Genomic DNA, 24,974 nt, shown 5'->3' with positions numbered 1-24,974 from the left:
ATGTTTCGATCCGGAACGGAACGAAATCACATGCTACCTATACTGATCCCCATGGCAACCCCGGATTCCGCAGCCCCGCCCGCCCGTTCGGCGGGCCGCCCGCGCGACACCCGGCTCGACGAGGCCATCGTCAGGGCGACGCTCGACCTCCTGGAGGAGTCCGGCTATCCGCACCTGACGCTCGAAGGCGTGGCCCGGCGCGCGGGTACCACCAAGCCGGCCATCCGCCGCCGCTGGCCGTCCCGGCAGCACCTCGTGATCGCCGCGCTCGCCGAGACCATGGGCACCGCGCCCACCCCCGACACCGGGTGCACGCACTGCGACCTCATCCTCGGCATCGAGACCCTCAGCCAGGCCTTCGGCGGCACCCTCGGGCGCCGCACGCTGCCCGCGCTCGTGGCCGAACTGGCCGACGACCCCGACCTCGACCGCGTCTTCACCGAGACGGTCTTCCGGCCCCGCAGGGCCACCACCGAGGCGGCGCTGCGCCGGGGCATCGAGCGCGGCGACATCCGCCCGGACGCCGACATCGACCTGCTCCTGGACATGCTCGGCGCCACCACGTACCACCGCGTGCTCTTCGGGCACCTGCCGGTCACCGACGCGCTCGCGCACGACGTGGTGATGACGGTGATGGGCGGCGCGGCCACGCCGCGCTGGCGCGGGCACTACCAGCGCCACCACGAGCGTGCGGACAGCCAGGTCTAGGGCAGCGCGTCGAGCAACCGCCCCACAGCCAGGCTCAGGGCAGCACGTCGAGCAGCTGCCGGAGCGCGGGCCCCGGCGCCCCCGCGGGCACCGCCACATACGTCGTGACGGCCGGGGCGGCGAGCGGCCGCACCGCCACGCGCGGGAACGACGGCAGGCCCGCCACCTCGTAGAAGACCGTCCACGACGGGGCGCCCGCGCCGATCTCGGCCAGGGTCTCCTGGAGCGTGGTGAACGGCGGCCCGAGCGGCGGCCCCGCCCCGGCCGCCCGCAGCGCGCCGGTCACCAGGTCGTGGAACGGCGGGTTCTGCTCGCGCGGCGCGAGGCGCAGCGGCAGCTCCCCGAGCTGTTCGAGGCGGAGCGGGGACGAGCCCGCGAGCCGGTGCCCCGCCGGCAGGGCCACGTACAGCGGATCGCTCCACACCGGCAGGAGTTCGAGCCCCGGCGCGGTGTCCGCCGCCCGGACGAGGGCCGCGTCCAGCTCGCCGGAGCGCACCGCGGCGAGCCGCTCCGCGAGCCCCAGGCGCCGCAGCCGGACGGGGAGGCGGGGCGCCGCGACCGCGAGGTCCGCGAGCAGCCGGTGGAGCCGGTCGCCGGGGCCCTGCACGGTGCCGAGGCGCAGCGGCGCCCCGCCCGCCGCGAGGTCGGCCGCGACCTGACGGGTGCGGCGCGCCGCGGCGAGCACCGCGCGCGCCTCGGGCAGCAGGCGCTCGCCCGCGCCGGTGAGTTCGACGTGGCGCGTGGTGCGCCGGAAGAGCCGGACGCCGAGCTCGCGCTCCAGGCGGCGCACCTGCTGGCTCACCGCCGACTGGACGATGCCGAGCCGGTCGGCGGCCCGGCTGAAGCCGCCCTCGTCGGCGACCGCCGCGAAGTACTCGAGCTGGCGCAGTTCCACGGCCCCGACCCTCCCGCCCGCCCGGGCCCATTCATCACGATCGATGATTTCTGCAGGTGACAACTGCTTCTGGTACGCGGCTTGTTCCCCGGGTCGAATGAGTTCCGCGCAGAGCGCGCGGACCGCGCCGCGGTCGACCGAACCCGAGGAGCCCGGATGACCGACCCCCAGCCCACCGCCGCAGCCCTGGTCGTGCGGCCCGGCACCGCCGAGCGCGTGCCGCTGCCGCACGGCGGCGCCTTCGAACTGCTCGCCGACGCCGCCGCCACCGGCGGCTCCCTGGGCGTCAACCGGCTGACGCTCGCCGACGGCGCGGACGGCGCGCGGCCGCATCTGCACGCCCTGTCGACGGAGCTGTTCTACGTCCTCGACGGGACCCTCGACCTCTTCCTGGACGGCGCGCTTGAGACCGTGGGGCGCGGCGGGCTCGTCGTCGTACCGCCCGGGCTGCCCCACGCCTTCGGCGCCGCCGCCGGGGCGAGCGCCGATCTGCTCGCGGTCCTCACGCCGGGTGTCGACCGTTTCGACTACTTCCGGTCCCTCGGCCGCATCCAGCACGGCCTGGACTCCTTCGACAGCCTCCTGCCCGAACAGGACCGCTACGACGTGCACTTCCTGGACGCCACGGACTGGCGGGCGGCGCGCGCCGCGGCCGGGGCCCCGGCCGCCCAGGGAGCACAACGCGCCAAAGGCCGCCGAATGCCCTGATGGCCGTGGTGACCCCCAGCAGGGTTCTGGGCAACACTGCAGACAGCACGCAGCACACAACGGGACGCCGCCCGCTACAGCCTGTGCCTGGCGGCAGGGCTCACGTCAGGAGGCTGCTGGTGTCGACGGTGGAGAGCCGGGAGGTCCGCCCGGCCCGTGAACGCTGGGAGGTCGCCCTGCCGGACGGCCGCGTCGTGCCGTGGACGGGGTTCCACGTCGGCCCGGCGGGCATCGCGCCGGGGGAGCTCGCGGGCATCTGCCGCAGGCTGCTCGGGTTCGGTCCCGCCGAGGCCGAGGCCGCCGCCCGCGAGGAGCTGAGCCCGGCCGGGGCCGCCCGTGACCGGCCCGGCATCGTGGCGTACTCGCCGCCCATGGCCAAGCGCATGTTCGAGGGCGCCCTGGAGAGCCTCGCGGCCGGTGAACCGGCCGAGGACTGGCCCACGATCCTGGAGGCCCGCTCGGTCTGCCTGGCGCACGCGGACGACCTGCTCATCGGCAGGACGCCGCCCTGGCGGGAGGCCGCGGCGGACCGTCCGGTGGTCGTGGTCCCCGACCACGACCACTTCCACCTCAGCCACGCGCTGCTGCGCCTGGCCGACGGCCCCGCCGACCGCTGGTCGCGGGTCCTCGGCCCGGCGATCGACCGGCTGCGCGCGGACCCGGCCTGTGTCGTACGCGTCTACGCCCTCGACGAGCCGATGCGCATGCTGCTCCTGTGGCTGAAACGGGTCGCGGGCGTCGACCGCCTCCTGGTCGAGGCCAACAGCCCCGACATCACCGAGCGGTGGGGGCACAAGGCGGTCCTGCACCCCGAGGCCCGCGCGGCCCGCGGCCTGCCGACCGCCTCCGGGCGCGACCCCTTCGACGTACTCGACGAGGAGACGGCGCTCACGCCGCTGTACCGCGCGTTCGGCCTGGCCGTGCCGCGGCTTCCCGGGTACACCGTCGTGTGGGACGGCGGGCCCGGGGGCGACACCGCCACGGACGGCCGGATCCGGACAACTCCGGTCGGCCCGCGGGCGCCGGGCGAGCCCGGGGACGACGTGCTCGGCAACGGCCTCGGCCACCGCGCCGAGGACGCCTTCACGGATCAACTACACCTGGCGGCGGCACTTCTGAGGGAGCGTCACGGGCTGCGCCTGGGCTGTCTGAAGCCCGTCAGGGGCGGCACCGGGCAGCGCATCCACGTCGGGGTGCCGCTCGACGAGCCGGACACCCTGGCCGCGCTGGCCCACCAGGCGGCCCGCTCCGGCGAGGACTACCTCCTGGAGGCGCACGCCGACTACCTCCGCCACGCGGTCACCGGCCACGAGTTCCTGCTCGCGCCGTCCGTGCACGTGCGGGCGGGCGCCCTCGCGGACGGCATGGCCCTGCAGTTCCTGAACGGCACCATGTGGGAGGGGAACGTCTTCCTCGACGAGGCCACCCACGCGGCGTTCGGCATCACCCGCAGCCACTACGCGCGGGTCCGCCGCGCCATGGCCGACTTCGTGCGCCTCTTCCAGGGACAGGGCCTGATCAACGGGGGTGTCGACTTCGCGATCGCCCGTGTCGGCGGCCGCTTCGGCGGTACGCCCCTGGTGGCCATGCAGGACCTGAACCTCTCCGCGTGCGGCGCCGACTACCTGCACGCCTTCCTGGAGGAGAGCCGCACCGCGCTCGGCGACCTCGCCGCCACCGGGACGGGCATCTCCGCCGCGACCAAGGTGATCCGCCCGGCGTCCGACATGGACCTGCCCCGCCTGCGCCGCCTCGTCGACCAGCGCACCCCCACGTCCTACGCCCGGGCCCTCACGTCCGTGCCGGGCAACTGGGGGCTGATCGCCGTCGCCTGCCCGGACGCCGTACGGGCGGCGGAGGAGGTCCTGGCACTGGAGGCGCGGCTCACCGCCTGACGGGCCGGGTCCACGCCGCCCGTGTCGTACGCGTACGACGTCAGCACGCGCTGACGCCGTACGCGGCGCGGTGGGTCTCGACGGCCAGGCGGGTGTCCTCGGTGACCAGGTCGGCGTTGATCTGGGCACCGGCCGCGGCACCCGCCGCCGCGGCCGAGCCGACCTGGGCGGACAGATCGGTCACGTTGCCCGCGACCCACACCCCGGGCACATCGGTACGGCCGGTCGCGTCGCAGGGGACGTACTCGCCGATGCCCAGCGGGTGTTCGGCCACCCGCAGCCCGAGCGCCGCGAGGAAACCGGCGCGCGCCACGATCCGCGGCGACACCGCCAGCGCCTCGCGGGCCACCACCCTGCCGTCGCCGAGCCGCACCCCGGCGAGGCGGTCGTCCACGATCTCAAGGCCCGTCACCTCGCCGTGCACCACGCGGACGCCGCGAGCGGCGAGCCGCTCCGCGTCCTCGGCGGACGGCGGCGCCGCGCTGTGGGTGAAGAACGTGACGTCGTCGCTCAACTGCCGGAACAGCAGCGCCTGGTGCACGGCCATCGGCCCTCCGGCGAGGATCCCGACGGCCCGGTCGCGGACCTCCCAGCCGTGGCAGTACGGACAGTGCAGCACGTCCCGGCCCCAGCGGTCGCGCAGCCCCGGCACGTCCGGCAGCTCGTCGACGAGGCCGGTGGCCACGAGGAGCCGCCGCGCCCGGACCGTACGGCCGTCGGCCGGCGCCACCGCGAAGCCCCCCGCGTCACGGGTCACGGCGGCCACCGTGCCGGACGCCACGTGCCCGCCGTATCCGCGTACCTCCGCCCGGCCGCGCGCGAGGAGCTCGGCGGGCGGCATCCCCTCCCTGGCCAGGAGCCCGTGCACGCCGTCGGCCGGGGCGTTGCGCGGCGCGCCCGCGTCGATCACCGCCACGGAACGCCGCGCCCGGGCCAGCATCAGGGCCCCGTTCAGTCCGGCGGCACCGCCGCCGATCACCACCACGTCGTAGCTGTCGCTCAGCTGATCGGTCATCGTGACCACCTCCACGACGACCATGCGCAGGGCCTGGCGAAAGAGGCAAGTGCACTTGCCGATCCAGCAAGTATCGAAAGGCTCCCGATCCGGTCAGACCCGTGCCGGTGGCAGCGCGCACACGGCGATGCCCGGTTCCACGAGACTGCCGAGGACGAGGGTCCCGGCGTGCGCGCTGACACTGGTGACCATGCGGTAGCCGGCGCCCCGGCGGGCCAGGTCGTGCACGGTCCCGCCCCCGGGCGAGAAGGCCATCACCCGCAGCACCCGGCGCGGTGGCACGCGCACGCGGCGTGCGGCGGCGGCGGCCGCGCGGCGCACGGCCGCGGGCGCCCGGTGCAGCTGGTCCAGGAGCGGCTCGCGCGGCCCGGCGAGGGCGACCCAGAGCGTCCCGTCCGCGGCGCGCGACAGGTTGTCGGGGAAGCCGGGCAGGTCCTCGACGAGGGGGTCGGCCCGCCCCGCCCTGGGGCCGGTGAGCCAGTACCGGGTGAGGCGGCGGGCGCCGGTCTCGGCCACGGTGACGTACGAGGCGTCGGGTGCCAGGGCCGCCCCGTTCGCGAAGTGCAGCCCGTCGAGCAGCACTTCGGGCGCGCCGCCCGGGGCGAGCCGCAGCAGGCGGCCGGTGCCGACGTGCTCGACGATGTCGGCCCGCCAGTCGTCGAGGCCGTAACGGCGGCTGGACACCGTGAAGTACACGGTGCCGTCGGGGGCGGCGGTCGCGTTGCTGCAGAACCTCAGCGGCTCCCCGGCGACCGCGTCGGCGAGGACCTCGACCGGGCCGCCGTCCTCCGGGGCGACGCGCAGCAGGCCCCGGTGCGCGTCGCAGACGAGCAGCCGCCCGTCCGGAAGCGGTTCGAGGCCCAGCGGCCTGCCGCCGGTGCGGGCCAGCTCCTCCACCCGGCCCCCGCGCCCCGGCCCCGGCAGCGTGACGCGCAGGATCCGGCCGTCGGCGGTGCCGGTGAGCACCCGGCCCGTGCCGTCGACGACGACGTCCTCCGGACCGGCGGCGGGCAGCCGCAGGACGTGCAGCGGCGGCAGGGGAGACGGCGGGACCGAGCCTGCCGCGCGCCGGGCACGCGCGCGCGAGGCACCGAGGGTGGGCATGGGGCGGACCTCCTGGTGATGCGTGGTGAGAGGGACCTTCCGGTGCGCGCCGGGCGGTGGCCCTTCCGCCGGACCCGGCGGGGCGGGCCGCCGGGTCCGGGCGGCGGGGACCGGACCGGCCGGCCCGCAGCCTTACGGGTCCCAGCCCGTATAGGTGCCCAGCGGGGACCGGCCGATGCGTGCGGCGCACGGCGAGCAGGGCCGACCCGGTCCGCATGACCGGAACGAGATATTCAGTGGCTGATCGGCGACCGCTGCCACAGGCTTTGGGCATGGCTCTTTCCTCCGCCCCCGACCTCCCGTGGCTCGGCCCTCCGATCGACGCCCGCCCCCTTTTCGCCGCCGAGCACGCGGCGCTCCTGGCGACGCTGCGCGCTCTGGAGCCCGCCGACTGGCGGCGGGAGGCCGTACCCGGCTGGACCGTGCGCGATCTCGCCGCGCACCTCGTCGGCGACTGCTACGGACGCCTCGCCCGTGACCGCGACCGCCACGAGGGAGGGCCGCGCCCCGCGCCCGGCGAGACCCTTGAGGCGTTCATCCACCGCCTCAACCAGGAGTGGGTCGACGCCTGGGCGCGCGTGAGCCCCGCCGCCCTCATCGACACCCTGGACCTGGTCGGCGCGCAGGTCGCCCGCCTCTTCGCGACCGCGGACCTCGACGCCGCCTCGCTGGGCGTCTCCTGGGCGGGGGCCGACCCGGCGCCGATGTGGCTCGACTGCGCGCGTGAGTTCACCGAGTTCTGGACGCACCGCCAGCAGCTCCGCCACGCCGTCGGCCAGGAGAGCGACCCCGGGCCGCGCGCCCTCGCCGTGGTCCTCGACACCTTCATGCGGGCGCTGCCGCACACCCTGCGGCACACGGGGGCGCCCGTCGGCACCCGGGTCCAGGTGCGCGTCGGCGGCCCGTCCGGCGGTACGTGGACGGCGACCGCCACGGGGGCAGGCGGGGCGGGCCGCTGGTCCCTGGCCCTGTCGGACGCCGTGACCGGGGAACGGGACGCCCGGGCGGCCGACGCCGTGGTCGAATTCGACGCCGAGACCGCGTGGCGGCTGTGCACTCGCGGCATCTCCCCGGCCGCAGCGTTGGCCCTCGCCCGTACGGAGGGTGACCGTCAACTCGTCGAAGCGGCAGGCCAGATCGTGTCCGTCGTCCACTAACTCCGCCGCCCCGGGGCACCCGTTCACCCGGCCCACGCCGCTCCGGGCCGCCGGGCCCGGCCGACGGCGGCCGGTTCCCCGGAGCCGGGTGGGCCGTCGGCACGAGCGGGCGGAGGTGTGACATGCGAGCTGATCGCCCTGGCGGCGACGCGTCCGACGGTTCCTCGGGGGCGGGGCGACGGCGCGTCGGCGGCGCCCTGGCCGCGGCCGTCGCCGCCGCGGCCGAGCCCCGGGAGGTGCCCGCGGCCCTGTGCCGGGGCTGTCTCGCGCTGGTCGCGGTGAGCGGCGCGTCGCTGTCCTTCATCGCGGGCCAGGAGGTACGAGCGCTGTGGTGGGCCAGCGACTCCGTCGCGGCCGCGCTCGCCGAGGCGCAGTACACGCTGGGCGAGGGCCCGTGCCAGAGCGCGTTCACGCTGGCCGCGCCGGTGCTCCTCGGCGATCTGACCAGCGGCGCGCACACCTGGCGCTGGCCCGTCTTCGCCCAGCAGGCCCGGGGCCTCGGCGTCCGCGCGGTCTTCTCGCTGCCGCTCGGCGCCGGGGCACGGCCGCTCGGCACGCTCGACCTGTACCGGGACACCGCCGGTGACCTGTCCCCACGCGAGCTGCGTACGGCACTGATCGTGTGCGACGCGGTGACGTTCGCCGTCCTGGACCTCGGATTCGGCGGGACGGGCACCGGCGCGGCGGCGGACGAGGCAGCGGCGTCGTGGATCGAGGCCGCGGAAGCCGACCACATGGAGGTCCACCAGGCCGTCGGCATGGTGATGGTCCAGCTGGGCGTCGGCCCGCGGCACGCCCTGGACCTGCTGCGGGCGCGGGCCTTCGCCGAAGGGTGGGGGGTGAGCGAGGTGGCGCGCGAGGTCGTGGACCGCAGGCTCCGGTTCCGACGGGACGACGACGGCGGCGGGCCCGGTCCCGCTGCGGGGGGCTCCACGGGCGAGGGCCCGCGCTAGAGAGGACGAGGGCACGCACCGGACCGGACGAGGGCACGCACCGAACCGGACAGGGGCACGGACCGGACAGGACAGGGGCAAGCGCCAGACCGGACGAGGCGGGGCCCGGGCGCGGTCAGTCGGCCGTCTCCGCGCGGGGCAGGGGCGGAGAGGGCGGCAACGGCGGGTCCGCGGTGCCGTCCACCACCTCCTCGGCGACCGCGGTGAGCCGCCGCCGCTGCGAGCGGGCGTACTGGCGCATCAGCGTGAACGCCTCGTCCACGCTGATCCGGTGGCGGTGCGACAGGGCGCCTTTGGCCTGCTCGATGACGACCCGGGACCGCAGGGCCGTCTCCAGCTGGCCGACGACGACGCTCTGCCGGTGTACGGCGCGCCGCTGGAGGATCCCGATGGTGGCAAGGCGGGCCAGGGCCTGCGCGAGCCCGAGCTGCGCGCCCGGCAGCGGCTCGGGGCGCTCAAGGAAGAGGCTGAGCGCGCCGATGGTCAGCCCGCGCAGCCGCAGGGGCGTGGCCGTGACGGAGGCGAAGCCCGTCTGGAGGGCGTGCGGGGCGAAGCGGGGCCAGCGCGCGTGCGGGCTCCCGTTCGCCAGGAGCGTGCCGTCGACGACCCGGCCGGAGCGGAAGCAGTCGAGGCCCGGACCCTCGCCCCACTCGACGCCGAGCTGTTCCAGGCGGCCGCTGCGTTCGTCGGACCCGGACGCCTCCAGGGAGCCGCCCTCCGGCGTGGACAGGACGACGCCCGCGGCCGCGACGTCCAGGAGGTCGACGCATCGCGTGGCGAGGAGTTGGAGAAAGCTGATGACGTCGAAGTCGTCGACGAGCGTGTCGGCGAGCTCGACGAAGGCGGCGGCGAGCCGCTCCTCACGGGCCTGTTCGGGCATTCCGGCTCGACGCTCCTTTCTCAGTGGTCACCGGCCTGCACGTGGGAAGCGGTGGCTACGGGACGGAGGAGGAAGAAGGGGGAGGCGAAGGAGTGGGGGATGCGAGGGGGAGGCTAAGGAGGGGGGTAGGCGGAGGCGGCGCAGGCCGGCGAGGCGGCCGCTTCCTGACCTTGCCTCGTACGCAATGTAACCCTGGGGTGTAGGGAGGGAAAAGCCCCCGGTCCGGTGCTGGTGGGACCCGGGCCGTCAGCCGCTCGCCCGCCGCGGCGGCGCGGGTGCCGCCGGTGACCCGCCCGCGGAGGGGACGGCGACCATCGCGTACGGGGGGACGCGCGGACGGCGTAGGGCCTCCGCGTCGGCGAGGCCCTGGCTGCGCCGGACTTCGACACGGAAGTCGTGCAGCGCGTCCCTGAACCTGGCGTCGACCTCCTGGTAGTCCCTCGTGTCCACGGTCAGCCCCCTGCCCACGGCGTCCCTGAGGTCCCGCAGCACGGCGAAGGCGTGCTCACAGGCGACCGTGACGTGCGACGGCGCGGTGACCAGCAGGAGCTGCCGCGAATCCGCCGTGCCCGCGTCGGCCATGAGGTCCCTGACGGTGCCGTAGTTCCGGTCGGCGGCCCGGTCCTCGCGGCACGCGACGTCATAGAGCCCCTCATAGGCCCGCATCAGCGCCCTCAGGAACTCGACACAGACCTCCACCTGCCTGTCCCGCTGCTGATGGGCCCGGTCACGCTTCCACCGCACCCGGTCGGCGACCACCGTCGAAGCGACACCGGCAGCCGTACCGCACAAGGTCGCCACGAGCGTGATCCACACACTGCCCCCAGAACGAGCGATCGAGGTCCACCGCCGAACTCCGTTACCCGACGGCCGTGTTCGTACCACGCCGGACGCGGCGCCGTCGACCTCGGCTTCCTCGGGCCGGTCCACGGGGCCCGGCCACGAGGGGCCGGTCAACGGGGGCCGGGCCACGGGTCAGGCCGCCGTGACGATGTCCGCCCGCACGGCGGCTTCCCACTCGATCAGGAGGCGCTCGTACAGCTCCCGTTGGGCGGCGGTGAGCCTGACGCGGGGGTCTCCGCCGCGGCCTGCCCAGAGGGCGCGGATGTCCTCGTTCACGACCGCGGGGGCCCGGGGGCCGGGGGTAGGGGACATGAGGCAAGCGTAGGGGCTGGCACTGACAGCGGCGTGGGCGCTGCCTGGCGCGCGTGCCGTCGCGTCGGGCAGGGGCCTTCCTCGGTGACCCGGTGGGAACCGGGGCCGGAGCCCTCTCCGGGGGCGGTGAGGAGAGCGCCGCCGCTACTCGCTGCCGCCGCGCGGGGCGCGGAGTCGTGTGCCCACGACAGGGTGGGACGTGGCGACGCGCCCACTTGTCAGCTCACCGTCACCTGTCAGCTCACCGTCAGCTGACAGGCAACTCACCGCTCCCGTCAGCTCACCGCTCGGAGCGCGGAAGCTCGTCGCTCAGCCGAGGTGCCACTGCTGATTGCCGGCACCCGAGCAGTCCTTGAGTACGACCGAGGCGCCCTGCCAGTAGTTCGCGTCGGCGATGGCCAGACACCGGTGGTTGAGGGCGGTGTGCAGCTCGGTGCCGTTCCAGTGCCACTGCTGCCGGGGCAGACCGGCGCAGCCGAACACCTGGATCGCCGCCCCGTTGTCACCGTTGTCGATGGCCGGCTCCAGGCATCTGCCGCTCAGGTCGCTCCGGAACTCGGGGCCGTTGGGCGTCCAGCGTCGGCTGGGCGAACCATCGCAGTCGTACATCTGCACGGAGGCGCCGTCGCCGGTGTTCAGATGGGCGACGTTCAGGCACCTGTTGTTGAAGTTGGAGACGATCTGCGAACCGACCGCCTTGGGTCTCTCCTTGCGGGCCGTGTCGGCGGACGCCGACGAGGAGACGGAGGCGAAGGTGATCGCCAGTCCGACCGCCGCAAGCAATCCCACCGACTGATACGTCTTGCGCATGCTCTCCCCCTCAGGGACATGTGCGCGGATGCACCTCGCCCGACGATGCTCCCGCCGGAGCGGCCCCACAAGACACCGTTCCACTCGGCGTCCCCACGCCCACCGAATGTCCGACTACCACCGCGCTTCGGCCGGAACCGGATGTCCCCATGACGGAGCATCAGGGGCCGCCCGACGCCCGTGACATCAGCGTGGGGGCAAGACCTGGGTGGCTGTCAGCCGGAAGCGGGGGCTGTCCGGAGGGCGTGGATGTTCTCGTTCGTGGCCGTGGCAGGGCGCACGGGCAGGCGCCCTGTTGCCCGGAATCCGCCCACGGCTAGCGTGCCCGCACCACCCGCCAGAAGGGAGTCGGCCATGGCCCGACGTCTGTGGAAGGTCGGCACGAACAGTGGCAACGACGGCTGTCCCACCCTGTACGAGGTCCCCGGGTCGGACCGGTTCGTCGTCCAGGGCGCGACCGTCATCGACCCGAAGGAGCTTGGCCAGCTGGAGAGGTTGGCCAAGGGGGAGAGTGCCGTCGTCGTACCGCGCGAACTGCTCGCGAATTTCGGCCCCAAGGAGCCTGTGCACGTGCCTCAGTTCATCACTTTCGACGAGTTCACCAGCATGTTCACTACGCTGAAGCACTCGGCCTGGCGGTTGGAGACCCGCGGCCGGTATGCGTCCGATGAAGCCACCGACACGTACGCGCAGTTTCTCGCCGAGGGCCGGGTGGACTGGGATTTCGACGATCCGTGGTGCCGCGGACGCCGCGAACAGGCGGCGCTGGGGAAGAGGTTCGAGCGCGTTCGGGTCCTCGACGAGCCGCCGACCGCGGGGCAGCTGTACCTGCTCGACAACGCGCGCCGGAACACAGCCGTCGGCGAGGACATCCGCGTCCTCACGCGCGGCAAAGCCGTTGAGCTCGGCCTCCCGGACCAGGACTTCTGGGTCTTCGACTCGCGCGCCGTGGGCCTGCTGCACTTCGACGACGGCGACGAGATCACCCGCGTCGAACTGATCACCGATCCTGTCCAGGTGCTGCGCTACGCCCAGGCCCGCGAGGCCGCATGGCACCATGCCATCCCCTACGACCAGGCCTGACGGTAACTTGCCCAGGTGACCACGGACTTCCAACAGGCCCGTCAGGCCCTGGGCCGCCGACTGCGTGAGCTGCGTGGCAAAGGGACCACTCAACGGCAGCTGGGAGCCCTCTTGGGGTGGCCGCAGGCCAAGGTGTCCAAGCTGGAGACCGGACGTCAGACGGCCACCCCCGAAGACCTGACAGCCTGGGCTCAAGCCACTGGTCATCCTGCGGTCACCGAAGAACTGGTCGCCCGCCTTCAGGGCATGGAGACGCACTCTCGGTCGTGGAGGCGCCAGCTGAGTGCGGGGCACCGTCCTGTTCAGGACGTTCTTACGGTGGAGTACGAACGGTCCAAGGCACTGCGGGCCTGGCAGGGGGCCATGGTCGTAGGCATGCTCCAGACCCCGGACTACGCCAGGAACGTCTTCTCGCGCTTCACCGATCTCCAGCGGTCCCCGCGGGACATCGAGGAGGCCGTGAGGGCCCGTGTACGACGCCAGGAGCTGCTGTACCAGCGGGGCCGCGCCTTCCACATCGTGTTGTGGGAGGCAGCCCTGCACGCGGGGCTCGCACCGCCGGACGTGTTGGCCGCGCAGATGGACAAGCTCACCAACGTGATCGGCCTGGACACGGTGCAACTGGGCATCGTGCCGTTCGGCGCTCAGCTCGCGCTGCCTCCGGCCACGGGCTTCTGGCTGTACGACGACCGGCTCGTGATCGTGGAGGAGTGGCACGCCGAGCTCTGGCTCGATGATCCAGAAAGCTTGGGCGTGTACCAACGGGTGTGGGACAAGCTCAGCGCGTCAGCGGTCTACGGCACGCATGCGCGGCGCCTGATCACGCGGGCCCGGGCGCATTTCGCTGACGCGTGAGAATCAGCGCGAATCAGCGTGCGGCGCAAGCGAATATTCGAGAATCAGAGCATGCTCTGATTCTTGTTGCTCCCTAACGTGCTGGTCATGGACGCACCGACGCGCACTGCGCGCTGCTTCGCAGGCGATGCCTGGCTCGCCGCGGAGGCCTCGCTCACCGTCGCGCTCAACACCCGGCGCATCCCCGTGTGGCACCGCGGGCCCCTCCTGGCCGACGCCATCGTGATGTGTGCCCAGGGGCCGATCCCGGCCGGTGCCGGCCACCTGGCCGACGTCCGTCCGCCGGCCGTCCGTCCGCCGGGCCGGATTCTCCAGACCCCCTCTACCTCTACGAGCTACCCGACAGGCGGCAGTTCCTGGCTGGAGCTTCCCGATGGCACCGGTCGCCTCACACAGGGCGACCGGCCCGGCGCCGCGCTCGGCTCGGGCGGCCCCAGCCTTCCCACGGAGGCACTCGGATGACCATGCACAGCGACCACCCCCAGCCCGCGCCGAGAAACAACTCCCCAGCGCGAGCTCCACTGACCGAGCAGGAACTCCTGATGACCGCCTGCTGCCTGGCGGAGGCCGACCCCAATCCGGGCACGGTGTGGGCGGCCTGGGCGAGGTACGGCGTCGCGCTGCTCCCGCTCGGCCGCCGCTTCGACGCGCTGCGCGTCCCGGCCGAGCAGGTCCATCACACGGTGGGCAGCGATGATGTGGACACAGTGGCTACGGTGCTGCGCGCGTGGCTCGACGGTCCGGTGATCCGGGACTTCCGCAGCAGCCACGGCCCGTACTACGTACTCATCGCGCCCGGCGCCGACTGGGACGGCCCCGCGGAGCGGCTCACCACCGGCACCTACCTCGGTGTCCCGCGCCCCGGCCACGCGACCACGCTGTCCCGCTGGGTGGTCCTGCCGCCGCACCCCGGCGCCCTGTGCGACACCCGGCACCTGCGCACGCTCCTCGCCACGACCGCCTCCCTCAGGACGGTGGGCCGATGACGACCGCTGACCATGACGACGACTACGAGTACCCGGACCTGTACGGGGCCTACCGCGAGCACCTCGACACCTGCCCCCTCATCCACGCCGGCCTCCTCACCAACTGCGTCGAAGGCGCCCGCCTGGCCGCCGCATGGCTCGAAGAGGACTGGCCCGGCTACGGAGCCGCCGGAACCACCCCACGCTTCTACTGGGGAGAGCGAACTCGTGCCTGACGCAACCCGCGGACTGCTCCTGGCCGTAGTGCCCGCGCTCAGCACCCTCTGCCCGGAGCAGCGCTCCGGCGCCGTGTGCGTATGGTGCCCGCGCGCTGCCACCCGGCGAAGGCATCGACCTCAGCCCTGATGGCCGTCTGCGCGCCTGCGTGCTGCGTCGGCTGCCGGACACCCATCACCCCCGGCGAGGTCATCCGTCCCCACCTCGGGCAGGGCCTGAGCGGGCCTGTGTACAGCTACCTCCACGCACGCAGGTGCCTGCGGTAGGCGGCGATCAACTGGGGCATCACGAAGGCCCCCACAGGTGAACCTGTGGGGGCCTTCGTGATGCAGGGGATGCCCCGGCTAGTCGGCGGATTCTCCCGCGTGGGGGCTCAGTTCGCCCATGCCCACCAGGATGAACAGGACGATGCCCAGGAGGACGCGGTAGTAGACGAAGGGCATGAAGCTCTTGGTCGTGATGAACTTCATGAACCAGGCGATGACCGCGTAGCCGACGACGAAGGCGATGATCGTCGCGAAGATGGTCGGGCCCCAGGAGACGTGGCCCTCGCCCGCGTCCTTGAGTTCGTAGGCGCCCGAGGCGAGGACCGCCGGGATGGCCAGGAGGAAGGAGTAGCGGGCCGCGGACTCGCGGGTGTAGCCCATGAGGAGGCCGCCGCTGATGGTCGCGCCGGAGCGGGAGACGCCGGGGATCAGGGCCATGGCCTGGCACACGCCGTAGATGAGGCCGTCCTTGACGTTGAGCTGCTTGAGGTCCTTGCGCTCGCGCACCGCGCGGTGCTTGCCGCCGACCTCGTCGCGCGCGGCCAGGCGGTCGGCGAAGCCGAGGACGATGCCCATGACGATCAGGGTCGTGGCGATGAGCCTCAGATCCCGGAACGGGCCCTCGATCTGGTCCTTGAGCGTCACGCCGAGCACGCCGATCGGGATCGAGCCGACGATCACGAGCCAGCCCATCTGCGCGTCGTGGTCGGACCGCGGCACCCTGCCCACCAGCGAGCCGAACCACGCGTAGAGGATGCGGCCGATGTCCTTGCGGAAGTAGATCAGGACGGCGGTCTCGGTGCCGATCTGCGTGATGGCGGTGAACGCGGCACCCGGGTCGTGCCAGCCCGCGAACGCCGCGGTCAGCCGCAGGTGCGCGCTGGAGGAGATCGGGAGGAACTCGGTCAGTCCCTGGACGAGTCCGAGGATGAACGATTCGAGCCAAGACATGAGAACTGCGCCGTCCAGTTACTGATCGTGCGCTGACCCGTGTGGTGGCGGTCAGAAGCGGTGAAGGGGGACCGGGGCGGCGAGTGGTGCTCGGGCAGGAGGGGGTGGTGCTGAAGGGGATCACGTGCCTCGCCGGGGGCAGCGTAGCGTCACAAAGTTACGGGTCCGTGTGAGGGCCGTGTGTTGGCGGCCGAATGCTTTCTTCGGGTTGCCTTTCCCCGGTGGTTCCGGTGGTTCCGGTGGTTCCGGTGGTTCCGGTGGTTCCGGTGGTCCCGGTGCTCCTGTGCGTTCGCCGTCCCCGGTAAGTCCCCGATACGTCCGCGTTCGCCGCTCCCGGCGAGCCGCGGCCCCGCAGCCCCGCGACCCCCGCCCCGGTCCCTCCGCCCCTCGGGTCACACCCCCGCAGGCCCCGTCACCGTCCACCCCGGTGCCTGCGGATGCGCTGTCAGGTCCTCGTGGCGGACCTCGGCGCCGCAGTGGGCGCAGGTGACCAAGGGTGCGAGCGTGTGCCCGCAGGCGTGCTCGACGATCATGGGGCGGTCGTCGTCGGGGTGCAGATGGCGGTCGCCCCAGGCCATCAGGGTCATCAGGACGGACTCCAGTTCCAGGCCCGCGGGCGTCGGCCGGTACTCGAAGCGCTGGGGGCGCTCGCTGTAGCGGACCTTCTCCAGGATGCCCGCGTCGACCAGGCGGCGCAGCCGTGCGGTCAGGACGTCGCGCGGGGCGCCCGTGTTGCGGGCCAGCTGGTCGAAGCGCCGGGCGCCGAGGAAGGCCTCGCGCAGGACGAGCAGGGAGTACTTCTCGCCGACCAGGGCGAGGGTGTCGGCGATCGCGCAGGGGCGGGGGCCTTTCGCGGCCGTGGCCGCCGGGCCCCGCCGGTCCGGCGCGGCCCCGGTGCCGGAGGACGTCCCCTCCGGAGGGCGCGAACCCTCCGGAGAGTCCGCCCGCTGCGGGGGGTTCGCCTCCCGTGGGGGGTTCGCCTCCTGCGGGGGGTTCGCCTTCTGCGGAGAGTTCGCCCCTCGCGGAGCGGACTCACGGGCGGTCTTCCCCCCAGGTGTCGCCTCGCGGGCGAGCGGCTGCGGCTGCGGTTGGGGCTGCGGTTGGGGCTGAGGCTGCGGGTCCTTCGTCGAGGGCATGGAAGCCAGTCTACGGGCGGGTTGGAAAATCCAACCCACTTGGTTACCGTGGAGTACGCAAGTGCGTCCAGTTTTCAAACTCGTTCCCAGGCCGCCGGGCACACGGCCCGGCCTGTCCGAGAGGCACCCTCATGCGCGACGCCGTCATCGTCGAAGCGGTACGCACCCCGGTCGGCAAGGGGAAGCCGGGCGGCTCCCTCCACCACATCCACCCCGTCCAGCTCCTCGCGCACACCCTGCGCAGCCTGGTCGAGCGCAGCGGCATCGACGCGGCGCGGATAGACGACGTGATCGGCGGCTGCGTCGACCAGGTCGCCGAGCAGGCCATGAACACCACGCGGTACGCCGCCCTGGCCGCGGGCTTCCCGGAGTCCGTGCCCGCCACCACCGTCGACCGGCAGTGCGGCTCGTCCCAGCAGGCCGTGCACTTCGCCGCGCAGGGCGTCATCGCGGGCGCGTACGACATGGCGATCGCCTGCGGCGTGGAGTCGATGAGCCGCGTGCCGATGTGGTCGAACGTGCCCGCGGGCGCCGACCCCTTCGGCCCCGGCATCGCCGAGCGCTACCCCGAGGGGCTCGTCCCGCAGGGCGTCAGCGCCGAGCTCATCGCCGCCAAGTGGTCCATCAGCCGCGAGGAGATGGACGTCTTCGCCACCGGGTCGCACCAGAAGGCGGCCCGCGCCTGGGCGGGCGGCCTCTTCGACGCGGAGGTCGCGCCGCTCGACCACGTCACCCGCGACGAGTCCGTACGCCCCACCACCACGCCCGAGGTGCTCGCCGGGCTCAAGCCCGCGTACGAGGACCCTGCGTTCGGCGAGCGCTTCCCGCAGATCGACTGGTCGGTGACGGCGGGGAACACCAGCCCCCTCAACGACGGGGCGTCCGCCGTGCTCATCACCACCAGCGAGAACGCCGCCCGGCTCGGCCTGCGCCCGCTCGCCCGGCTGCACAGCTTCGCCGTCGCGGGCTCCGACCCGCTCCTGATGCTCACCGGCATCCTGCCCGCGACCGAACAGGTGCTGCGCCGGGCCGGTCTGACGCTCGACGACATCGACCTGTTCGAGGTCAACGAGGCGTTCGCGAGCGTCGTCCTGGCCTGGCTGCGGGAGACCGGAGTCGACGAGCGGAAGGTGAACGCGCACGGCGGCGCCATCGCCCTCGGCCACCCGTTGGGCGCGAGCGGGACGCGGATCATGACCACCCTCGTCCACGCCATGCGGGTCCGCGGGGCGCGCTACGCCCTGCAGACGATGTGCGAGGCCGGGGGACTCGCCAACGCGACCATCCTCGAGGCCATGTGACGCCCGGGGCCGGACCCCGCTGAGCCGGGCCCGAGCCCCCGCCGGGGCGGACCGCCCGGTCAGTTCCCCCGCAGCCGGTGGCGCTTGCGCCAGGCCACCGCCGCCGCCCCGAGCCCCGACACCGCGATGAAGCCCATCGCGAGCAGGAACGCGGGCGAGGTCGGGGTGTCGGCGCGGGCGCCCGCTATCACGTAGGCGGCCGTGTTCGGAACCGAGCCGAGGGCCGTGGCGAGGAGGAAGGGGAGCCAGCCCATCCGGGAGACGGCCGCGCAGTAGTTGGCCGCCGCGAACGGCACGCCGGGGAAGAGGCGCACCGCGAGCATCGAGCGGAAGGCATGGCGGCTGAGCTGGCCGTCGGCCGCCTTCAGCCAGCGGCCGCGCAGCAGCGGCCGCAGCGCGTCCTGGCCGAGGATCCGGCCGAGCCCGAAGGAGGCACCGGCGCCGAGGACCGTGCCCGCGACCGCCGCGGCGAGCCCCGCCTGCGAGCCGAACAGCGCGCCCGCCGCGAGGTTGAGGAGCGGCCGCGGCACGAACGCGACCGTGCACGTGCCGTACGCCACCGCGAACACGCACACCGCGGCGGCCCCCGTGAGCTGCGGCGGCCAGCCGTCGGCGAGCAGCCGCTGCGGCTCGAAGAGCAGCACGCACGTGCCGGCCGCGGCGAGCAGCAGCACGAGCAGGGACAGCCGCGACCACGGCGACAGGAGCACCCGGGTGCAGCGCACGGCGAGGCCCCGCGGGGGAGCGGCAGCGGTGTCGAGCATCCGGGGAGACTAACCGACAGACGCGTCTGATCGCCGTATGGTGCGTCTCATGAGCGTCACAGCGCCGCGCAGTTCCCTGGCCGACACGGTCCTTGACCGGCTCACCACGAGCTACGCGGAGGCGGCCGATCCGGTCCGGGCCGCGGAGATGCGCGCGTACATGAAAGACGTCGCGCCGTTCCTCGGCCTCGCCTCCACGGAGCGCCGGGACCTCGCGCGGGCCGTGCTCGCGGGCACCCCGCGCCCCGACGAGGCCGACTGCGCGGCGCTCGCGCTGCGGTGCTGGCGGCTGCCCGAGCGCGAGTACCACTACTTCGCGGTCGACTACCTGCGGCGGCACGTGAAGCGCTGCTCGTCCGGCTTCCTGCCGGTGGCCCGGCACCTGGTGACGACCGTCCCCTGGTGGGACACCGTCGACCTGCTGGCCGCGCACGTCGTCGGCGGCCTCGTCGCCGCCGACCCGGAGCTCGCCGCCGCCATGGACGAGTGGAGCACGGACGACGACCTCTGGGTGGTGCGCACCGCCCTGCTCCACCAGCTGCGCCACAAGGAGCGGACGGACTCCGACCGCCTCTTCGCGTACTGCGCGCGGCAGGCCGGGCACCCCGACTTCTTCGTCCGCAAGGCCATCGGCTGGAGCCTGCGCGAGTACGCCAAGACCGATCCGGACGCGGTACGGGCCTTCGTCGAGCGCCACCGCGCCGCGCTGTCGCCGCTCTCCGTGCGCGAGGCCTTGAAGAACATCGGCGGCTGACGGGGCCTCAGGGGGCACGCGGGGCGCAACTGCCGTGCGTGACCGGTGCGTCGCAGAAAATCATTCGACGGGCGGCGACGGGTCAGCCATGATCGTCGACATGTTCCGGCACGCCTTTCCCACAGCTCCGACCGCGGTCGCGGTCGCTGCGAAGGCTGCCGCTCTTCCTTTCGACGGCGCCCGAAGCTGACTCTCCCCGGACATTCCGGCGGACCCCTCAGGGGGAGGGTCGGCCAGGCCCCAGGGGTCCCCGTCCGACGGCCGTGCGCCGCGGGCCTCAGCTTTCGAGTTCCGGAGAAGGAACCACCATGTCCAAGACCGCTTACGTCCGTACGAAGCCGCATCTGAACATCGGCACGATGGGCCACGTCGACCACGGCAAGACCACCCTGACCGCCGCCATCACCAAGGTGCTCAGCGAGCGCGGCACCGGCACGTTCGTGCCCTTCGACCGCATCGACCGCGCGCCCGAGGAGGCGCAGCGCGGCATCACCATCAACATCGCGCACGTCGAGTACGAGACCGACACGCGGCACTACGCGCACGTGGACATGCCCGGTCACGCCGACTACGTCAAGAACATGGTGACGGGCGCGGCCCAGCTCGACGGCGCCATCCTCGTGGTGTCGGCGCTCGACGGGATCATGCCGCAGACCGCCGAGCACGTGCTCCTCGCCCGCCAGGTCGGCGTCGACCACATCGTCGTGGCGCTGAACAAGGCCGACGCCGCTGACGAGGAGCTCGCCGACCTCGTGGAGCTGGAGGTGCGCGACCTGCTGTCCGCGCACGGGTACGGGGGCGACTCCGCGCCCGTGGTCCGGGTCTCGGGCCTCAGGGCGCTGACGGGCGACCCCCGCTGGACCGCGGCGATCGAGGCGCTGCTCGACGCCGTGGACACGTACGTGCCGATGCCGGAGCGCTATGTCGACGCGCCGTTCCTGCTGCCGGTGGAGAACGTCCTGACGATCACCGGCCGCGGCACGGTCGTCACGGGCGCCGTCGAGCGCGGCACGGTCCGCGTCGGCGACCGCGTCGACGTCCTCGGTGGCCTCGGCGCCGACACGGAGACGGTCGTCACCGGCCTGGAGACGTTCGGCAAGCCCATGGAGTCCGCGCAGGCCGGTGACAACGTGGCGCTGCTGCTGCGCGGCGTGCCGCGCGACGCCGTCCGCCGCGGGCACGTGGTCGCCGCGCCCGGCAGCGTCCGGCCGAGCCGCCGCTTCACCGCGCGGGTGTACGTCCTCTCGGCCCGCGAGGGCGGTCGTACGACACCGGTGGCGACCGGCTACCGGCCGCAGTTCTACCTCCGCACCGCGGACGTGGTCGGCGACATCGACCTCGGCGAGACCGCCGTGGCCCGCCCCGGTGACACGGTCACCCTGACCGTGGAGCTCGGGCGGGACGTCCCGCTGGAGCCGGGGCTCGGCTTCGCGATCCGCGAGGGCGGGCGGACGGTGGGCGCCGGCACGGTGACGGCTGTCGCCTGAGGTTCCGGTGAGGGGGGTTCGGCCCGGGGAGGCCGGGCCCCCCTTCGGCGGGTGGGTTCCCTTCTGGCCGCTGGCCCGCTTCCGGCCGGTGGGTCTGCTTCCGGTCGGGGGTGGGCTCGTGGCCGGTGGGTCCGCTTCCGGTCGGGGGTGGGCTCGTGGCCTGTGGGTCCGCTTCCGGTCGGGGGGCGGCTCGTGGCCTGTGGGTCCGCTTCCGGTCGGGGGTCGGCTCGTGGCCCGTGGTCCGCTTACCGTCGGGGTCCGCTCCTCGTGGGCGGGTCCGGGTTCGGCGGGGGTCGTGGTGGGGCGGGGGCGGGCACAATGGGGCGGTGGACCAGCCTGCCGATGCCCCCGACCCCACGCCGATAGCCGGCGCCGAGCGGCCTTCCGAGCGCGAGCCGGAGCCCGAGTACGGGACCGGCCCCTCGGACGAGCCCGTGCCCGTCACCCGCGTCGTCGACCACGGCACCGCCAAGCTGCTGCCCGACGTGGACCGCGACCGTGCCTGGCTCCTGACCGTCGACGGTGCCCCGCAGTCGTACGTCGACCTGGACGCGCCCACGCATCTGGAGTTCGAGTACGCGCGCAGGCTCGCCCACGTCCTGGACACCCTCGCCGCGCCGGGCCTTCCGCTGGACGCCGTGCACCTCGGCGGGGGCGCCCTCACCCTGCCCCGCTACCTCGCCGCGACCCGGCCCGGCTCCCGGCAGGACGTCGTCGAAGCCGACCTCGCGCTGCTGCGGCTCGTCGTCGAGAAGCTGCCCCTGCCCCAGGAGCCGGGGATCCGTCTGCACGGCACGGACGCCCGGGCCTGGCTGGAGGCCGCGCCCGCCGACAGCGCGGACGTGGTCGTGGGCGACGTCTTCGGCGGCTCGCGCGTGCCCGCGCACCTCACGTCGGACGCGTACGCCCGTGCCGTCGACCGGGTCCTGCGCGCCGACGGCGTCTACGCGGCCAACCTCGCCGACGGCGCGCCGTTCGACTTCCTGCGCTCCCAGCTGGCCACGTTCGCCGAGCGCTTCGCGGAGCTTGCCCTGATCGCGGAGCCCGCGCTGCTGCGGGGGCGTCGCTTCGGCAACGCCGTGCTGGTCGCCTCGCACGGGCCGCTCGACGTCGAGGCGCTGGTACGGCGGGCCCGGGCCGACGTGTTTCCCGCGCGGGTCGTGCACGGGGACGAGCTGCGGCGGTTCGTGGGGCCCGCGCGAGGGGTGCGGGACGGGGACGCCGTGGCCTCGCCGGAGCCCCCGGGCGGCGCCTTCAGCGTGGGCTGACCCGCGCCGCCGGGGCCCGCTGCCGCGGAGGGTTTCTCCCACCCGCCCACCCGTTCCTGCCCCAGTGGCCAGGGCCTGCCCCGACCTGGCGGCTCGCGGGCCGTCGCCCACCTGCCCGCCGCTGCCGCAGCGGGATGATCCCACCCGCCCACCCGTTTCCGCCCCAGTGGCCAGGGCGCGCCCCGACCTGGCGGCCGCGGGCATGGGGGGAATCAAGCCCGTCCCGCGTTTGAGGACGAGGCCGGTGGCCGATCAGAGGGCGGGCGGGCGGTGGAGAAGGTCAGGACTCGCTGGCCTCGCCGTGGAGGCGCACCGTGGCGAGGATCTTCTTCACCAGCGTGTCGGGAACCTCCCCCTTCACGCCCTTCGCCCCGTGCAGCGTCCACGCGACGTAGTCGCCCGCGCCGTTCTTGAAGGCGAACGTCGTGGCCTTGCCGTTGGAGTCGCACTTGCCCGAGCCGGGGTCGCCGACCGAGGTCGTGGTGACGACGCTGCCCTCGATGCCCGACTTGGTGGTGTACGACTCCACCTTGCCGATCTTGACGTTCTTCTTGTCGGCCTTCTTCTGGCCGGTGTAGCCGCCGAAGACCCACCACGCGGAGTCGTTGCGGGCGACCTGCTTGGTGCTCTTGGCGCCGTTCTGGCCCTTGGTGCCGACGCTGGCGAGCGAGGAGTCGTTCATCCGCCCGTCCTTGTCCTCGTCGGAGGAGCACCACTTCTCTTTGTAGATGGCCGGGGCGGACATGATGATCAGGGGCTTGGAGCCGTCGCCCTTGTTGTGGTCCTCGAAGCCGACGAACGTGTCGGGGGTCTTGACCGTCCAGTCCGGCGGCACGTCGAAGGCGGTGCCCCACTTGGGGTTCACCACGACCTGCCAGCCGGGGACCGTCGGCTTGGGGTCGTTGCCGGTGCCGCGCGGATTGTCGTCGTCCGACGGCTTGGGGCTCGGCTTCTCGGTGGCCGACTTGGACGGCTTGGTGGCCGCCTCGTCGGACTTGTCGTCGTCGCCACCGCTGAAGACCAGGAAGCCGGTCACGCCCGCGGCCACGACGACGGCCGCCACGGCGACGAGGGCCGTGACCTTCGTCCGGTTGCCGCCGCCGTCGCCCCCGCCGCCTCCCGCGTCCGGGCCGCCGGGCTGCGCCGTCCCCATCGGGAACGTCGGCGCGCCCCACTGGGGCTGCCCGCCGGTGGGCTGGCCCCCGGTCGGCTGCTGATACGGGTTCGGCTGCTGGTAGCCGGGCTGCTGATACGGGTTGGGCTGCTGGTACCCGGGCTGCTGATACGGGTTGGGACCCGGACTCTGCGGGTTCTGCTCGCCCCCGGGCGGCTGCTGTTCTGGCCACATGGCCAGTAACCATAGATGGGCCCGGGCCCCAGGTGCCACGCCCGGTCGGCGGCCGGACGGGCACCGGCCATGACCTCGTACGAAGCCGTGACGAACCGGTGAAGAAGCAGTGGACGAGGTGGTGGGAATGGTGTGGTGCGTGAGCGAGAGAGCGGTGCGTCCTCTAGCGCCCGGTATGCCGGAAGGCGGCGCGGCTCACGATTCCGTCGCGTCCCCGTGGAGGCGTACCGTGCTGAGGATCTTCATGATCGTCTCGTCCGGGATCTCCTCCTTGACGTCCTTCGCGCCGTAGAGGCTCCACGCCACGAAGTCGCCCTCGGCGTTCTTGAAGCCGAACGTGATCGCCTTGCCCTCCGAGGCGCACTTGCCCTGCTGGGGCGTGTGCTGCGAGCGGGACCACGCGATGCTGCCCTTGATGCCCGCCTTGGTGGTGTACGGCTTGGCCTTCTCGTCGAAGTGCAGGCTCTTCTTGTCCGGCTGCGTGTAGCCGCCGAACACCCACCAGGCGACCTGGTTCACCGCGACCTCGTCGGTGTTCTTCGCGCCGTTGGCCCCCTTGGTGCCGACCGCGCCGAGCTCCTTGTCCTCGGTGCGGCCGTCCCTGTCGTCGTCCGAGGTGCACCACTTCGACTTGAAGTACGCGGGCCCCGACATGGTCATCAGCGGCTTGCCGGTCTTGACGTCCTCGAACGCGACGATCGCGTCCGGCTTCCGGACGTCCCAGTCGGGCGGCACGTCGAAGGCGGTGCCCCACCGGGGGTTCACCACGACCTGCCAGCCGGGGACGGTCGGCTTGGGGTCGCCCGCGGTGCCGCGCTCGTCGTCGCCGTCGGCCGCGCCGGAACCGGGCTTCGCGGGGGCGGACGCGGACGGCTTGCCCTCGGCATGCGGGGACTTGCCGCCCTCGTCGTCCTTGTCGTCGAGGAGCAGGAAGCCGGTCACGCCCGCGGCCACGACCACGGCCGCCGCCGCGACGATGGCGATGACCTTGGTCCTGTTCCCGCCCCCGCCGCCGCTGCCGCCGTCAGCCGTCGGCGCCTGGGGCACGCCCGCGGGGACCGTCGGCGCGCTCCACTGGCCGGGCTGCCCGGCCGGGTCCGCCTGCTGCTGGTAGCCCGGCTGTCGGTAGGGGTTGGGCTGCTGATATCCCGGCTGCTGGTACGGGTTCTGCTGCTGCGGGTTCTGCTCGCCCCCGGGCGGCTGCTGTCCTGGCCACATGGCCGGTAACGATACGTGTGGCTGGTTGATGTGCTCACAACCACCCCGGGGCGGGCCGGCC

Annotated in this window: 26 protein-coding genes; 14 read left to right on the top strand and 12 right to left on the bottom strand. The window is 73.5% G+C overall.

Annotation, left to right across the window (positions count from 1 at the left end):
* The first annotated feature begins 51 nt into the window (after window positions 1-51).
* Window positions 52-708 carry a TetR/AcrR family transcriptional regulator gene (locus tag C9F11_RS07035; RefSeq protein WP_138958432.1) on the top strand — a complete coding sequence of 219 codons (657 nt, stop codon included), beginning with the start codon at window positions 52-54 and terminating at the stop codon, window positions 706-708.
* Window positions 709-742: 34 nt separating this feature from the next.
* Here the strand turns inward: C9F11_RS07035 and C9F11_RS07030 are convergent, their stop codons facing one another.
* Entirely contained in the window at window positions 743-1,603 is an 861-nt protein-coding gene (locus C9F11_RS07030) for a LysR family transcriptional regulator (RefSeq protein WP_138958431.1), read from the bottom strand.
* 156 nt (window positions 1,604-1,759) lie between these two features.
* Here C9F11_RS07030 and C9F11_RS07025 point away from each other — a divergent pair, with 156 nt between their 5' ends.
* Window positions 1,760-2,311, top strand: coding sequence for a cupin domain-containing protein (locus C9F11_RS07025; RefSeq protein ID WP_138958430.1), 552 nt, complete (start codon window positions 1,760-1,762; stop codon window positions 2,309-2,311).
* A 119-nt stretch (window positions 2,312-2,430) separates the two neighbouring features.
* Window positions 2,431-4,206, top strand: coding sequence for a hypothetical protein (locus C9F11_RS07020; RefSeq protein ID WP_138958429.1), 1,776 nt, complete (start codon window positions 2,431-2,433; stop codon window positions 4,204-4,206).
* 40 nt (window positions 4,207-4,246) lie between these two features.
* Here C9F11_RS07020 and C9F11_RS07015 read toward each other — a convergent pair whose 3' ends face one another.
* Both C9F11_RS07015 and C9F11_RS07010 read right to left on the bottom strand, forming a co-directional pair.
* The gene (locus C9F11_RS07015) at window positions 4,247-5,245 is read right to left on the bottom strand and encodes an NAD(P)/FAD-dependent oxidoreductase (RefSeq protein ID WP_171075659.1); all 999 of its coding nucleotides are present in this window, start codon (window positions 5,243-5,245) and stop codon (window positions 4,247-4,249) included.
* 69 nt (window positions 5,246-5,314) lie between these two features.
* Complete coding sequence (locus C9F11_RS07010; protein ID WP_138958428.1) at window positions 5,315-6,325, bottom strand: SMP-30/gluconolactonase/LRE family protein; 1,011 nt, start codon at window positions 6,323-6,325, stop codon at window positions 5,315-5,317.
* Window positions 6,326-6,597: 272 nt separating this feature from the next.
* On the opposite strand from C9F11_RS07010, the gene C9F11_RS07005 reads away from it, so the two are divergent.
* Entirely contained in the window at window positions 6,598-7,482 is an 885-nt protein-coding gene (locus C9F11_RS07005; protein WP_171075658.1) for a maleylpyruvate isomerase family mycothiol-dependent enzyme, read from the top strand.
* A 122-nt stretch (window positions 7,483-7,604) separates the two neighbouring features.
* Complete coding sequence (locus C9F11_RS07000) at window positions 7,605-8,435, top strand: GAF and ANTAR domain-containing protein (protein WP_138958427.1); 831 nt, start codon at window positions 7,605-7,607, stop codon at window positions 8,433-8,435.
* Window positions 8,436-8,550: 115 nt separating this feature from the next.
* Here C9F11_RS07000 and C9F11_RS06995 read toward each other — a convergent pair whose 3' ends face one another.
* The 4 genes from C9F11_RS06995 to C9F11_RS06980 all read right to left on the bottom strand — a co-directional run bounded on the left by C9F11_RS06995 (window position 8,551) and on the right by C9F11_RS06980 (window position 11,280).
* Window positions 8,551-9,315, bottom strand: a complete 765-nt coding sequence (locus tag C9F11_RS06995) for a GAF and ANTAR domain-containing protein (RefSeq protein WP_138958426.1) — start codon at window positions 9,313-9,315, stop codon at window positions 8,551-8,553.
* 246 nt (window positions 9,316-9,561) lie between these two features.
* Window positions 9,562-10,116: a hypothetical protein gene (locus tag C9F11_RS06990; protein WP_138958425.1), complete on the bottom strand. Its 555-nt coding sequence runs from the start codon at window positions 10,114-10,116 to the stop codon at window positions 9,562-9,564.
* A 174-nt stretch (window positions 10,117-10,290) separates the two neighbouring features.
* Entirely contained in the window at window positions 10,291-10,470 is a 180-nt protein-coding gene (locus C9F11_RS06985) for a hypothetical protein (RefSeq protein ID WP_138958424.1), read from the bottom strand.
* A gap of 309 nt (window positions 10,471-10,779) precedes the next feature.
* Window positions 10,780-11,280, bottom strand: a complete 501-nt coding sequence (locus tag C9F11_RS06980) for an RICIN domain-containing protein (protein WP_138958423.1) — start codon at window positions 11,278-11,280, stop codon at window positions 10,780-10,782.
* A 354-nt stretch (window positions 11,281-11,634) separates the two neighbouring features.
* Here C9F11_RS06980 and C9F11_RS06975 point away from each other — a divergent pair, with 354 nt between their 5' ends.
* The 5 genes from C9F11_RS06975 to C9F11_RS06955 all read left to right on the top strand — a co-directional run bounded on the left by C9F11_RS06975 (window position 11,635) and on the right by C9F11_RS06955 (window position 14,419).
* A complete protein-coding gene (locus C9F11_RS06975; protein WP_138958422.1) occupies window positions 11,635-12,363 on the top strand; it encodes a DUF6879 family protein in 729 nt (242 codons plus the stop codon).
* A gap of 15 nt (window positions 12,364-12,378) precedes the next feature.
* Window positions 12,379-13,218: a helix-turn-helix transcriptional regulator gene (locus tag C9F11_RS06970; RefSeq protein WP_138958421.1), complete on the top strand. Its 840-nt coding sequence runs from the start codon at window positions 12,379-12,381 to the stop codon at window positions 13,216-13,218.
* An 87-nt stretch (window positions 13,219-13,305) separates the two neighbouring features.
* Window positions 13,306-13,680 carry a hypothetical protein gene (locus C9F11_RS06965; protein ID WP_138958420.1) on the top strand — a complete coding sequence of 125 codons (375 nt, stop codon included), beginning with the start codon at window positions 13,306-13,308 and terminating at the stop codon, window positions 13,678-13,680.
* Window positions 13,677-14,204: a hypothetical protein gene (locus C9F11_RS06960; RefSeq protein WP_249401632.1), complete on the top strand. Its 528-nt coding sequence runs from the start codon at window positions 13,677-13,679 to the stop codon at window positions 14,202-14,204. The genes C9F11_RS06965 and C9F11_RS06960 overlap by 4 nt, the downstream gene beginning before the upstream one ends.
* Entirely contained in the window at window positions 14,201-14,419 is a 219-nt protein-coding gene (locus C9F11_RS06955) for a hypothetical protein (RefSeq protein ID WP_138958419.1), read from the top strand. The genes C9F11_RS06960 and C9F11_RS06955 overlap by 4 nt, the downstream gene beginning before the upstream one ends.
* A gap of 345 nt (window positions 14,420-14,764) precedes the next feature.
* Here the strand turns inward: C9F11_RS06955 and C9F11_RS06950 are convergent, their stop codons facing one another.
* On the bottom strand, window positions 14,765-15,637 hold the full coding sequence (locus tag C9F11_RS06950) for an undecaprenyl-diphosphate phosphatase (RefSeq protein WP_138958418.1): 873 nt from the start codon (window positions 15,635-15,637) through the stop codon (window positions 14,765-14,767).
* A gap of 392 nt (window positions 15,638-16,029) precedes the next feature.
* Complete coding sequence (locus C9F11_RS06940) at window positions 16,030-16,467, bottom strand: helix-turn-helix domain-containing protein (protein ID WP_138966186.1); 438 nt, start codon at window positions 16,465-16,467, stop codon at window positions 16,030-16,032.
* Window positions 16,468-16,904: 437 nt separating this feature from the next.
* Here C9F11_RS06940 and C9F11_RS06935 point away from each other — a divergent pair, with 437 nt between their 5' ends.
* Complete coding sequence (locus tag C9F11_RS06935; RefSeq protein WP_138958417.1) at window positions 16,905-18,074, top strand: thiolase family protein; 1,170 nt, start codon at window positions 16,905-16,907, stop codon at window positions 18,072-18,074.
* Between the two features lie 59 nt (window positions 18,075-18,133).
* On the opposite strand, the gene C9F11_RS06930 is transcribed toward C9F11_RS06935, so the two are convergent.
* The gene (locus C9F11_RS06930; RefSeq protein WP_138958416.1) at window positions 18,134-18,838 is read right to left on the bottom strand and encodes a TVP38/TMEM64 family protein; all 705 of its coding nucleotides are present in this window, start codon (window positions 18,836-18,838) and stop codon (window positions 18,134-18,136) included.
* A gap of 49 nt (window positions 18,839-18,887) precedes the next feature.
* Between C9F11_RS06930 and C9F11_RS06925 the strand changes: the two genes are divergently transcribed.
* The 3 genes from C9F11_RS06925 (at window position 18,888) to C9F11_RS06915 (ending at window position 22,347) form a co-directional block, all read left to right on the top strand.
* Window positions 18,888-19,592: a DNA alkylation repair protein gene (locus C9F11_RS06925; RefSeq protein ID WP_249401631.1), complete on the top strand. Its 705-nt coding sequence runs from the start codon at window positions 18,888-18,890 to the stop codon at window positions 19,590-19,592.
* A gap of 308 nt (window positions 19,593-19,900) precedes the next feature.
* Entirely contained in the window at window positions 19,901-21,079 is a 1,179-nt protein-coding gene (gene tuf, locus C9F11_RS06920; protein ID WP_138958414.1) for an elongation factor Tu, read from the top strand.
* 434 nt (window positions 21,080-21,513) lie between these two features.
* Window positions 21,514-22,347 (top strand): fused MFS/spermidine synthase, encoded by an 834-nt coding sequence (locus tag C9F11_RS06915; RefSeq protein ID WP_138966184.1) that lies wholly within the window; start codon window positions 21,514-21,516, stop codon window positions 22,345-22,347.
* A gap of 280 nt (window positions 22,348-22,627) precedes the next feature.
* Here the strand turns inward: C9F11_RS06915 and C9F11_RS06910 are convergent, their stop codons facing one another.
* Entirely contained in the window at window positions 22,628-23,695 is a 1,068-nt protein-coding gene (locus C9F11_RS06910) for a hypothetical protein (RefSeq protein WP_138958413.1), read from the bottom strand.
* A 195-nt stretch (window positions 23,696-23,890) separates the two neighbouring features.
* Window positions 23,891-24,913 carry a hypothetical protein gene (locus tag C9F11_RS06905; protein WP_138958412.1) on the bottom strand — a complete coding sequence of 341 codons (1,023 nt, stop codon included), beginning with the start codon at window positions 24,911-24,913 and terminating at the stop codon, window positions 23,891-23,893.
* Window positions 24,914-24,974 lie beyond the last annotated feature (61 nt).

It is taken from the genome of Streptomyces sp. YIM 121038, assembly GCF_006088715.1.
Classification (GTDB): domain Bacteria; phylum Actinomycetota; class Actinomycetes; order Streptomycetales; family Streptomycetaceae; genus Streptomyces.
This window is presented reverse-complemented; position numbering and strand designations above follow the sequence as displayed.

What these genes read in the sequence shown, in the direction of transcription:
- C9F11_RS07035 (WP_138958432.1), top strand. Translation starts at nt 52, where the DNA reads ATGGCAACCCCGGATTCCGCAGCCCCGCCCGCCCGTTCGGCGGGCCGC.
- C9F11_RS07025 (WP_138958430.1), top strand. Translation starts at nt 1,760, where the DNA reads ATGACCGACCCCCAGCCCACCGCCGCAGCCCTGGTCGTGCGGCCCGGC.
- C9F11_RS07015 (WP_171075659.1), bottom strand. Translation starts at nt 5,245, where the DNA reads ATGGTCGTCGTGGAGGTGGTCACGATGACCGATCAGCTGAGCGACAGC.
- C9F11_RS07010 (WP_138958428.1), bottom strand. Translation starts at nt 6,325, where the DNA reads ATGCCCACCCTCGGTGCCTCGCGCGCGCGTGCCCGGCGCGCGGCAGGC.
- C9F11_RS07005 (WP_171075658.1), top strand. Translation starts at nt 6,598, where the DNA reads ATGGCTCTTTCCTCCGCCCCCGACCTCCCGTGGCTCGGCCCTCCGATC.
- C9F11_RS07000 (WP_138958427.1), top strand. Translation starts at nt 7,605, where the DNA reads ATGCGAGCTGATCGCCCTGGCGGCGACGCGTCCGACGGTTCCTCGGGG.
- C9F11_RS06995 (WP_138958426.1), bottom strand. Translation starts at nt 9,315, where the DNA reads ATGCCCGAACAGGCCCGTGAGGAGCGGCTCGCCGCCGCCTTCGTCGAG.
- C9F11_RS06985 (WP_138958424.1), bottom strand. Translation starts at nt 10,470, where the DNA reads ATGTCCCCTACCCCCGGCCCCCGGGCCCCCGCGGTCGTGAACGAGGAC.
- C9F11_RS06980 (WP_138958423.1), bottom strand. Translation starts at nt 11,280, where the DNA reads ATGCGCAAGACGTATCAGTCGGTGGGATTGCTTGCGGCGGTCGGACTG.
- C9F11_RS06975 (WP_138958422.1), top strand. Translation starts at nt 11,635, where the DNA reads ATGGCCCGACGTCTGTGGAAGGTCGGCACGAACAGTGGCAACGACGGC.
- C9F11_RS06965 (WP_138958420.1), top strand. Translation starts at nt 13,306, where the DNA reads ATGGACGCACCGACGCGCACTGCGCGCTGCTTCGCAGGCGATGCCTGG.
- C9F11_RS06960 (WP_249401632.1), top strand. Translation starts at nt 13,677, where the DNA reads ATGACCATGCACAGCGACCACCCCCAGCCCGCGCCGAGAAACAACTCC.
- C9F11_RS06955 (WP_138958419.1), top strand. Translation starts at nt 14,201, where the DNA reads ATGACGACCGCTGACCATGACGACGACTACGAGTACCCGGACCTGTAC.
- C9F11_RS06950 (WP_138958418.1), bottom strand. Translation starts at nt 15,637, where the DNA reads ATGTCTTGGCTCGAATCGTTCATCCTCGGACTCGTCCAGGGACTGACC.
- C9F11_RS06935 (WP_138958417.1), top strand. Translation starts at nt 16,905, where the DNA reads ATGCGCGACGCCGTCATCGTCGAAGCGGTACGCACCCCGGTCGGCAAG.
- C9F11_RS06930 (WP_138958416.1), bottom strand. Translation starts at nt 18,838, where the DNA reads ATGCTCGACACCGCTGCCGCTCCCCCGCGGGGCCTCGCCGTGCGCTGC.
- C9F11_RS06925 (WP_249401631.1), top strand. Translation starts at nt 18,888, where the DNA reads ATGAGCGTCACAGCGCCGCGCAGTTCCCTGGCCGACACGGTCCTTGAC.
- tuf (WP_138958414.1), top strand. Translation starts at nt 19,901, where the DNA reads ATGTCCAAGACCGCTTACGTCCGTACGAAGCCGCATCTGAACATCGGC.
- C9F11_RS06910 (WP_138958413.1), bottom strand. Translation starts at nt 23,695, where the DNA reads ATGTGGCCAGAACAGCAGCCGCCCGGGGGCGAGCAGAACCCGCAGAGT.
- C9F11_RS06905 (WP_138958412.1), bottom strand. Translation starts at nt 24,913, where the DNA reads ATGTGGCCAGGACAGCAGCCGCCCGGGGGCGAGCAGAACCCGCAGCAG.